The organism is Paenibacillus sp. tmac-D7 (assembly GCF_006519665.1).
Classification (GTDB): domain Bacteria; phylum Bacillota; class Bacilli; order Paenibacillales; family NBRC-103111; genus Paenibacillus_G; species Paenibacillus_G validus.
The window spans coordinates 1-7,857 of sequence record NZ_VIDW01000082.1 but is presented as its reverse complement, the minus strand read 5'-3'; the positions used below and the strand labels follow the sequence as shown (position 1 = coordinate 7,857).

At 44.1% G+C, this 7,857-nt stretch carries 10 protein-coding genes and 1 pseudogene; 4 read left to right on the top strand and 7 right to left on the bottom strand.

Annotation, left to right across the window (positions count from 1 at the left end):
• Positions 1 to 65: 65 nt before the first annotated feature.
• Both FKP33_RS26185 and FKP33_RS26180 read right to left on the bottom strand, forming a co-directional pair.
• On the bottom strand, positions 66 to 539 hold the full coding sequence (locus tag FKP33_RS26185) for a hypothetical protein (protein WP_023556420.1): 474 nt from the start codon (positions 537 to 539) through the stop codon (positions 66 to 68).
• 715 nt (positions 540 to 1,254) lie between these two features.
• Positions 1,255 to 1,458 carry a hypothetical protein gene (locus FKP33_RS26180; RefSeq protein ID WP_023559066.1) on the bottom strand — a complete coding sequence of 68 codons (204 nt, stop codon included), beginning with the start codon at positions 1,456 to 1,458 and terminating at the stop codon, positions 1,255 to 1,257.
• Positions 1,459 to 1,695: 237 nt separating this feature from the next.
• On the opposite strand from FKP33_RS26180, the gene FKP33_RS27385 reads away from it, so the two are divergent.
• A complete protein-coding gene (locus FKP33_RS27385) occupies positions 1,696 to 1,869 on the top strand; it encodes a hypothetical protein (RefSeq protein ID WP_153784608.1) in 174 nt (57 codons plus the stop codon).
• Between the two features lie 174 nt (positions 1,870 to 2,043).
• Here FKP33_RS27385 and spoVAE read toward each other — a convergent pair whose 3' ends face one another.
• From spoVAE to FKP33_RS26160, 4 genes are read right to left on the bottom strand one after another with little or no spacing between them, the layout of a single operon-like run.
• On the bottom strand, positions 2,044 to 2,394 hold the full coding sequence (gene spoVAE, locus FKP33_RS26175) for a stage V sporulation protein AE (RefSeq protein ID WP_005832063.1): 351 nt from the start codon (positions 2,392 to 2,394) through the stop codon (positions 2,044 to 2,046).
• Positions 2,391 to 3,410, bottom strand: a complete 1,020-nt coding sequence (gene spoVAD / locus FKP33_RS26170; protein ID WP_007784321.1) for a stage V sporulation protein AD — start codon at positions 3,408 to 3,410, stop codon at positions 2,391 to 2,393. The genes spoVAE and spoVAD overlap by 4 nt, the downstream gene beginning before the upstream one ends.
• A gap of 1 nt (position 3,411) precedes the next feature.
• Positions 3,412 to 3,891 carry a stage V sporulation protein AC gene (gene spoVAC / locus FKP33_RS26165; protein WP_005832062.1) on the bottom strand — a complete coding sequence of 160 codons (480 nt, stop codon included), beginning with the start codon at positions 3,889 to 3,891 and terminating at the stop codon, positions 3,412 to 3,414.
• A gap of 44 nt (positions 3,892 to 3,935) precedes the next feature.
• Positions 3,936 to 4,796 (bottom strand): DUF421 domain-containing protein, encoded by an 861-nt coding sequence (locus FKP33_RS26160; protein ID WP_141336760.1) that lies wholly within the window; start codon positions 4,794 to 4,796, stop codon positions 3,936 to 3,938.
• A gap of 210 nt (positions 4,797 to 5,006) precedes the next feature.
• Between FKP33_RS26160 and FKP33_RS26155 the strand changes: the two genes are divergently transcribed.
• The 3 genes and pseudogenes from FKP33_RS26155 to FKP33_RS28900 all read left to right on the top strand — a co-directional run bounded on the left by FKP33_RS26155 (position 5,007) and on the right by FKP33_RS28900 (position 6,289).
• Positions 5,007 to 5,213: a DUF1657 domain-containing protein gene (locus tag FKP33_RS26155; protein WP_007781230.1), complete on the top strand. Its 207-nt coding sequence runs from the start codon at positions 5,007 to 5,009 to the stop codon at positions 5,211 to 5,213.
• A 236-nt stretch (positions 5,214 to 5,449) separates the two neighbouring features.
• Positions 5,450 to 6,144 (top strand): annotated as a pseudogene (locus tag FKP33_RS29755) (phospholipase D-like domain-containing protein); the annotation flags it as partial.
• Entirely contained in the window at positions 6,038 to 6,289 is a 252-nt protein-coding gene (locus FKP33_RS28900) for a DUF421 domain-containing protein (protein ID WP_326069412.1), read from the top strand. The pseudogene FKP33_RS29755 and the gene FKP33_RS28900, both read left to right, overlap by 107 nt.
• Positions 6,290 to 6,509: 220 nt before the next feature.
• Here the strand turns inward: FKP33_RS28900 and FKP33_RS26145 are convergent, their stop codons facing one another.
• Positions 6,510 to 7,553 carry a YkvI family membrane protein gene (locus tag FKP33_RS26145; protein WP_023559061.1) on the bottom strand — a complete coding sequence of 348 codons (1,044 nt, stop codon included), beginning with the start codon at positions 7,551 to 7,553 and terminating at the stop codon, positions 6,510 to 6,512.
• Between the last annotated feature and the right edge of the window lie 304 nt (positions 7,554 to 7,857).

The window sequence follows — 7,857 nt, the reverse complement described above, 5'->3', positions numbered from 1 at the left end:
CACCGATATGCCACCCCTTTCCGTTATCCGCTTACCGATCATTTTTCATCCGATATGTGCCTGTTTTATATACGCGAGTTTCCATACAGTATATTCGACGTTACAAATACGCCGACCGGCGGCAGCGAAGTTGAAGGCGGTTGCGGTGGGATATAGCCGCTATACCCCGCCAAGCTTATATCAGTTGTCGCTACCCAGGTTCCATATTCGCCCGCCTGTAAAGAAGAGGGTAGCATCCGCAGACGTCCGGTGAGAACCAAATGCCGAAGTTGAATCTTGACATCGTCATAGATGGTTAATTGGCCGGAGTAGGCGGCGTAGGGGGAATGAAACATGATCTGCTGCGTGCTTTCATTCCAACTTCCTTCAATCGGAATCGGCGTTCCGCGAAATTGGATGGTGCCTTGAATTTGCTGGTCCTGCAAAACACGCATCACTAGTTTGCCCCACACAACCGGTCTTCCGGCGACAGATGCATGAACTCCCCATATGGAAAAGGGAGGTAAACTCTTTGTACTTGTTTGAGCCGCAACGGACATGATTCATCACTCCTCAAAGTTAGATCACGTCATTATATGCGTCCTCGGAAAAAATGCCAGTCACTGGGCAAGAATTCTTTGCAGATAACCGAACATGATCAAGTAAAAGAAGATGGACTTTCTCTTATACTGGTTGTTTCTTAATGCAGACAGGTTTCGAACAAAATTGTTTCAACCCATCCCAGTTGCCCCAGATGCAATTTTTACATCGATTTGGTTGTCTTGGGGCAGAGGTAGTCCAGTTTTTAATGCTTGTACTGAATGTTGGTAACATGCAGGCATCCGCCTTTCCAAATTTATGCAAACAGCATTTAAGTTGTCCAGAAACGAATCATCCTATGCAGTTATCCGCATCGTGAAAGTCCGCTTGGATTTGATCCCATCTACCCTTGTCCCCTGCATACAAATATCAAAGGCCGGAGCAACCCATTTTGGGCAACAGCCGGCCATTTGGTCCTATTTCGCAGGCATTCTACCGATGGCTCGAATCGCAAACATTTTTCACACACCGATTCTCCCAGTTGTTGCAGAAGTCCTCATATACTTGCTCTACGCCACAGTCGGATAGCATGTGCCTGACCAAAAAGTCATACCAGAACTGGTCGAAAGACAAGGGCATCCGGGTTCCATATTGGGAACGAAGGGTTACATAGCGGTCCCAGATTTTGATTCGGAATGCTGCCAATTCATCACATCGCTCCATGTCGGTTCGCCTTTAAGCGGCGCTGGTGTCGCTGGATATTTCTGACGTTTTCGCTTTTTCTTCGGAGAGCTTTTGAAATTGTTTCGCCCTTTCCAGATGAAAGGTACGTAATTGTTCGTGATACTGAGCCATTTTCATGTGCCAATCGTACATTTGCCTGACATAAGCGGCCTGGTCATGCGTATACATGGGCATTGCCTGTTTGATAAACTGCATTTGAAAACATTCCTCCTTGGGTTAGGTAAAGTTGAACTTACAGCATTAGTCTATGGCAGACGCATAGAAGCGACAACGGCATCCGCCCGGTTTCCGGTCATTTTATCGGGTTGGTTGTCTATATGCAGGCGGAAACACAGCCTTTTGGGGACCTGACTCCTATGATGCATAAAGGATATGAAAATCGGAATAATATCAGTTGCATATTCTGAAAATGGCGAATGAAAAGGAGAAAGTATGGAAAAAAGCGAACTTAAATCACAATTTAAACAGCGAATCAAAACGACAAGTAACAAATCTCCAATAATCTTGGATGGAAAAGCAAGTGAAAATGTTCCAACCGAGCCGAGTTTAATGGAGCGAACCAAAGAAGTGATGGAGAATATAGGAACCGAAATAAATAGCGTCTGACAGTATATGGCTTTTATAGCTTGGTCAACGTAACCTTTGAGATTATCGATGGGGACATTCCGTACAGATTGGAACAAGTAAATGTTTCTCATAATCAAAACCGGCCGGTTAGGGATCGCCCTGACCGACCGTTACAGTGTATTTTAGCCAACGAAATTCGGATTGGGCCCCGTATTATCCTTTGGGTTTTACGAACAATGCAGCGAGAAACGAAAAAATAATCGCTGCGGATATTCCGGCACTGGTCACTTCGAAAATTCCGGTGATGATCCCAATCCAGCCATTGCTCTTTAGTTCTTGAAGCGCACCATGGACAAGCGCGTTACCAAAGCTTGTAATCGGGACCGATGCTCCTGCCCCGGCAAATTCAATCAGCGGATCATACCATCCAATTCCGTCGACAATCGCGCCCAATACAACAAGCAGGGTCATGGTGTGGGCCGGTGTAAGTTTCAAGACATCAAAACAAAATTGTCCGAAAACACAGATTGCACCTCCCACCAAAAAAGCCCAAAGAAAAATCATAATATCTCCCTCCCTGCCTCTATGGATACGGCATGAGCGATACAAGGAATGCTTTCCCCTTGTTGAAATGAAATCGGGGATAGCAGCGCCCCCGTAGCGACAACGAGGATTCGTTTCAGTTCACCTCTTCGCATCCGATTTAGCAAATGTCCATAGGTAACAACTGCCGAACAACCGCAGCCGCTTGCTCCGGCTTGAACCATTTGGGTTTCATAATCGTAAATCATCATCCCGCAATCGGAATATTCGGTTTGTTCGATGGGAAAGTTATGTTTCTTAAACAATTTACAGGCGATTTCATATCCGACTTTCGCAAGATCGCCGGTAACGATCAAATCGTAATAACCCGGTTCAATTCCCAAATCTCGAACATGCGCCTCAATGGTGTCTACCGCTGCAGGAGCCATCGCTGCGCCCATATTAAACGGATCTTTAATGCCCATATCGATAACCCGGCCAATGGTGGCAGATGTAACAACCGGTCCGTCACCTTCCATGGATACGATGGCAGCACCGGCCCCGGTTACCGTATATTGGGCGGTTGGCGGTTTTTGCGAACCGTACTCGGTCGGATATCGGAACTGTTTCTCCGCACCGGAATCATGGCTGCATGTCCCCGCCAATACAAATTTCGCCGAACCGGAATTTACAAGGTTAGCTGCTAATGCCAGACTTTCCATCGAGGTTGAACAAGCGCCAAACACACCGAGGTAAGGGATCGATAATGTTCGCGCGGCAAAACTGCTGCTAATGATTTGATTCATCAAATCCCCGCCTATGTAAAACTGTACTTGTTCCTTTGTCAACCCCGCATTTTCAATAGCCAGTTTTGCCGCTTCTTCAATCAATGCCTTTTCTGCTTTCTCCCAGCTCTTTTGTCCCATCATGGATTCTCCATGGACAATGTCAAAATCTTTGGCCAGCGGGCCTCTTCCTTCAAATGGACCCACTACCGTTGCTGTTGATCGGATGAACGGCTTGTTCTCAAATAGCCAACTCTGGTGTCCCTTTAACATATTAAGAGCCTCCCCCGCCTTTGATCAGCAAATGTACAATTCCTACCGCAAAGGCGGCGACTGTACCAAATACAATAACCGGTCCAGCCAGTTTAAACATTTTACCGCCAACACCGAGCACCATACCTTCACTCTGATGTTCAATCGCAGCGGATGCCATCGAATTCGCAAATCCCGTCACAGGCACTGCGGAACCCGCACCAGCCCATTGGGCAAACTTATCGTACACCCCCATGCTGGTCAGAATGACAGAAAGGAGTATCATTACCGCCACGGTAGGGTCTCCAGCTTTTTTCTCATCAAAGCCGCCCCAATGCACAAACATTTCCTGGATGGCTTGTCCAACCAAACAAATGGCCCCGCCAGCTATAAACGCACGAATGAAGTTTTTGAGTATGGGCCTCGGAGGTTCGACGCTTTGCGCCAATTCTTTATATTCCTGTTGTACCCGCGTTAAATTTTTCTTTATATTATTTGCCATGAACATCCTCCTCGAATTTCAGCTGACGTATAATTGGCGAATTGTTAACGAATCAGCAATGGTTTAACTTCATCAATAATCTTTTCTAACGCTTTTGAACATTGCTCGTACATCTGCTTTGTATTTTGTTCTTTGGTAGATAAGCCAAACATTTCGAGATCCGCTTCACACTTTTTCAATGTTGCAAGCAACGCGGCTTTTTTCTGGGGTTTCGGTACTTTGATCTGATCATCAAATAAATCAACGTATAGCTGGCCATAGGAATCCACCTGTCCAAGAAATACGTTATCAATCGAAACACCTAATTTCTCCAGTTCCGAATCCAGCCATTTCCTGTTTAGACCTATCGTGGCAAGCGGTTCGTCCATTATTTTTCCATCCATAATGACCGATTGAGGTTCTTGTTCTGGCCCGACATTTATTCCCAGGTGTTTAGGCGTTAACGGTTGATTTTCCTTGGTTAAAAGAACGCTAACGTCACCGCTTGACTCCATGATGGCGAATTCAACATCGGCAGCTTTGAACACATTCTTTATTCGAAGCTGTTCCATAAGTTCATCCGTGGTAATCCTTTCTTTTTTTAGGTTATCCTCCATGATCTTGCCGTCCTTAATGAGCACTGTTGCTTTGCCGTCGAATAGGTCTCTTGCCGTTTTGCTTTTCAGCTGTAAAAATTCAATCCCTAAAGAAACAACGGTCCAAACCGTCATCGAAACCAAGCCCAGATACCAAGTGGACTCCAGATCCAACGAAACGTAAGCTGCAAGGTTGCCGATCGTGATTCCGGTGATATACTCAAACAATGAAAGCTGTGATACCTGTCGTTTACCCAATATCTTCGTTAGGACAAAAAGAACCCCCATAGCCAATAACGTTCGCAAAGCGATTTCTACCCAATCCGGCATAATATTACCATTCCTTTCCAATCACATTAATCGACAAAGGTAAATATGTCCCTATTCCATTATTTTCATGCATTTCCATCTGAAAATTTTTCTAACGTATGCTTTTGTTGCGAGACGGAAATAATAATTTCGGTATTGGGAGAATGCAAGCATCTATTCCTATTACCCGTGAAACATTATCCTATCCTAAGGTAAAGGAGGTGACATTCCGTGACAGTTGCTTCTCAAGTGAAAACGTGCGTAGCATCTTTAAAAAGTGCTCAGGCGAGTCTGGAACAATTTGCTTTGGAAACACAAAATCAAGAAGCAAAATCGCTCTTTACGAATGCGGCCCAACAAACCCAACAAATCGTGCAGCAAGTAGAAAGCCGCGTACAACAGTTGGAAAATGAAGAACCTCAATATAAGGGGTTTTAAGAAAAACAGACAAACCATGAATATTGAGGACATGGCTTGTCTGTTTTCATCGGTGAACAGATTAGAAAAGAGATCAAACCCTACAAGTTGAGTAGGGTTTGATCTCTTTTCGCCACTATTCTTTTGTTTAGACAGCTAACCTTGGATAAACCTAAACACTGCCGCCCCCATCGCGACTGCTAAAGTTGACAGTATCCAAGTTCCCCCTCGGCCCAACGCACGCCCATGGCTACGGCCGCCAAATGATGAAGGTTGGAATTGAATGCCGATCTTTTTTCCCCATTCGCTTCCCTTGGGCGCTGTCCTATTGGAGTTGCCGAAATCATAGATTGTTGTATTCGATGGTCAGGAAGCTTTTACTGGAGGCATCAATATCGGGGATGAATATACCGGATTAAAGTCGAATGTCGGCTTTTGACGCGACACCCATATTCGAATAGTGGGTTAACCTGCAAACGAACTGCAAGCAGTCTTCGACGCCCATTGGAATATCGCGCCTTACTTTGTGCCAGATGCAGACATTATTATGGCGATTAAAGCAGCTTTGGTTCGCGGTGTCCGAGTGCGCTTAGTTCCCCGCCACGTGGTATCGATCATCGTTGGAGCTGCAAGTCGGACCTACTATGGAGAACTTTTGGAAGCCGGGGTTCATATCTACCTCTACAATAAAGGCGTGTTGCATGCGAAGTTAATGATCATTGACGGAGAAATTGCCGAGATAGGCTCCTCAAATTTTGATTTAAGAAGCTACCGTCTGAATTATGAAGTGTGCGAAGTTGTGTACAGTTCTGAAGTAGCACGAAAACTGGCGGAACAATTCGAGCATGATCTTGCGGACTCCATTCCCTTACGGATGGAAGTCCCGCCTCAACGCACGCATTTGCAGCGGATTCTCGATCAAACGGCGTGCTTGCTTTCACCAATCATTTGATGAAAGAGGAAATGAAAAGTTGTTTCTTCAATTCTCAATTGAGTTCTTGCTAGGTTTTGTAGGATTGTCCATCATTACAAAGATGTTAGGGAAAAACCAATTTAGTCAAGTAACACCGTTTGACTTCATTTCAGCTATTTTTTAGGTGAAGTCGTTGGAAATACTCTATATGACATGCAACTGTCTACCCTATGCTGTATTCTTTATTCTTATGGAGGTCATTTATGTTAGCTATTAAGACGGCAGGCCAAAAGTTTTGGAAATAAGAAGTTGGATCGATGGAACCCTGTGCCTTTATTCCGGTAGTAGCATAATTACCCAATAGTTGGATTTCGTGCCGAATCAACTTATAAAAATATGGAGACTTAGTCCCTGGGCATCCGTTGAACTGCTAAAAAAATAAGAAGTATCAAACCCATATACCCAAATAGCGGATAAAGATAAGTAAGTAAGGAGGTGAAACCGGCTTGACTAATCAAAAAACTAGCAAGTAATATGCCAAGAACCAACCAACTTTTAGGAAGATTATAAAGACTTTGGATTTGACGAGAAATTCCGAATACATTGCCTATCAATGTGGTGAATATTTCTCCATAGATTACGAGCAAAAACAATACATGAAAATACCGCCCGAAATCTCGAATAATCTCGGCCATCGGAATATCGTATTGAAGAATCTCGGGCATCTTTGAGCTCATTGCAAAATGGCTGACAAGAAGCATAAAACCAAGACCAATGCCTCCCCAAAACCCTCCCCATTTTAATGCGCTTTCGTCATCCACCTCACTCCCCAGAGGAACCATAACGGCTAGAATAAAAGCAAAATTCAATCCTGCATACACAAACGGACTCACGAACCACTTCAAATTGTACAGTTGTTGGTTCTGCCAACCGACTATATCAAAAATATTGTCTATTCTGACAACCTTTACGACAAGGAGAATAGTGAAAAAAAGCATCATGGGAACAACTAACGAGTTTACGAACATAATTCCGCTGATTTCCTTCGTCATCACCAGATAACACAAAACGATGCTGATGATAATACCCAGTTGATAGGGTAGACGGAGTTGTTCTTCGAAAATGGTACCGGTTCCTGAAAGCATCACGGCCGTTACCCCAAATAGAATAATTAAAGTCAAGGCATTTGCGACTTTGCCGAAAATCTTGCCAAACAGATAAACATTAAACTCCTGATATGAAAATGCTTTGATATGGTGAGCTAGAATCATCATTTTAGTGCCGATCCACACAAAAAGAAAGGTGCTGCATAAAATGCCTAATACCCCATAGGCTCCGTATACCGTGAAAAACTGCATAATCGACTGTCCTGAAGCAAATCCGGCTCCCACCACGGTTCCCGAATATGTTGCGGCGATTTGTATTATCATACTTGTATTTTTCTTCATATTTCACCCATGTCCTGGTATAGTATAGAATCATTAAATTCTATGCTTAAAAAAAATGCTTATTCCAAAAGGAACTCGTTGTCAGCCGTTATGACGAGAATCGATAGTGGTCCGGTAGATCATCAATTAACAAACTTGAGTCTTTAACAATGACATGGTAAATATGCAGCTCATGAATCTGGGCATGATTTTTGGAATCGGTAAACTTATGGTTTTGGCCTTTATTTATCTACCGAGGATGAATCTGTGCAATCAACGCCCCGCTTGGCGATGCTCGAAGCCAGCAGATATAGCCCCACATAGA

Excerpts from the sequence above, each read along its gene's own strand:
- FKP33_RS26185 (WP_023556420.1), bottom strand. The coding sequence starts at position 539 with ATGTCCGTTGCGGCTCAAACAAGTACAAAGAGTTTACCTCCCTTTTCC.
- FKP33_RS27385 (WP_153784608.1), top strand. The coding sequence starts at position 1,696 with ATGGAAAAAAGCGAACTTAAATCACAATTTAAACAGCGAATCAAAACG.
- spoVAC (WP_005832062.1), bottom strand. The coding sequence starts at position 3,891 with ATGGCAAATAATATAAAGAAAAATTTAACGCGGGTACAACAGGAATAT.
- FKP33_RS26145 (WP_023559061.1), bottom strand. The coding sequence starts at position 7,553 with ATGAAGAAAAATACAAGTATGATAATACAAATCGCCGCAACATATTCG.
- FKP33_RS28900 (WP_326069412.1), top strand. The coding sequence starts at position 6,038 with ATGATCTTGCGGACTCCATTCCCTTACGGATGGAAGTCCCGCCTCAAC.
- FKP33_RS26180 (WP_023559066.1), bottom strand. The coding sequence starts at position 1,458 with ATGCAGTTTATCAAACAGGCAATGCCCATGTATACGCATGACCAGGCC.
- spoVAD (WP_007784321.1), bottom strand. The coding sequence starts at position 3,410 with ATGTTAAAGGGACACCAGAGTTGGCTATTTGAGAACAAGCCGTTCATC.
- spoVAE (WP_005832063.1), bottom strand. The coding sequence starts at position 2,394 with ATGATTTTTCTTTGGGCTTTTTTGGTGGGAGGTGCAATCTGTGTTTTC.
- FKP33_RS26160 (WP_141336760.1), bottom strand. The coding sequence starts at position 4,796 with ATGCCGGATTGGGTAGAAATCGCTTTGCGAACGTTATTGGCTATGGGG.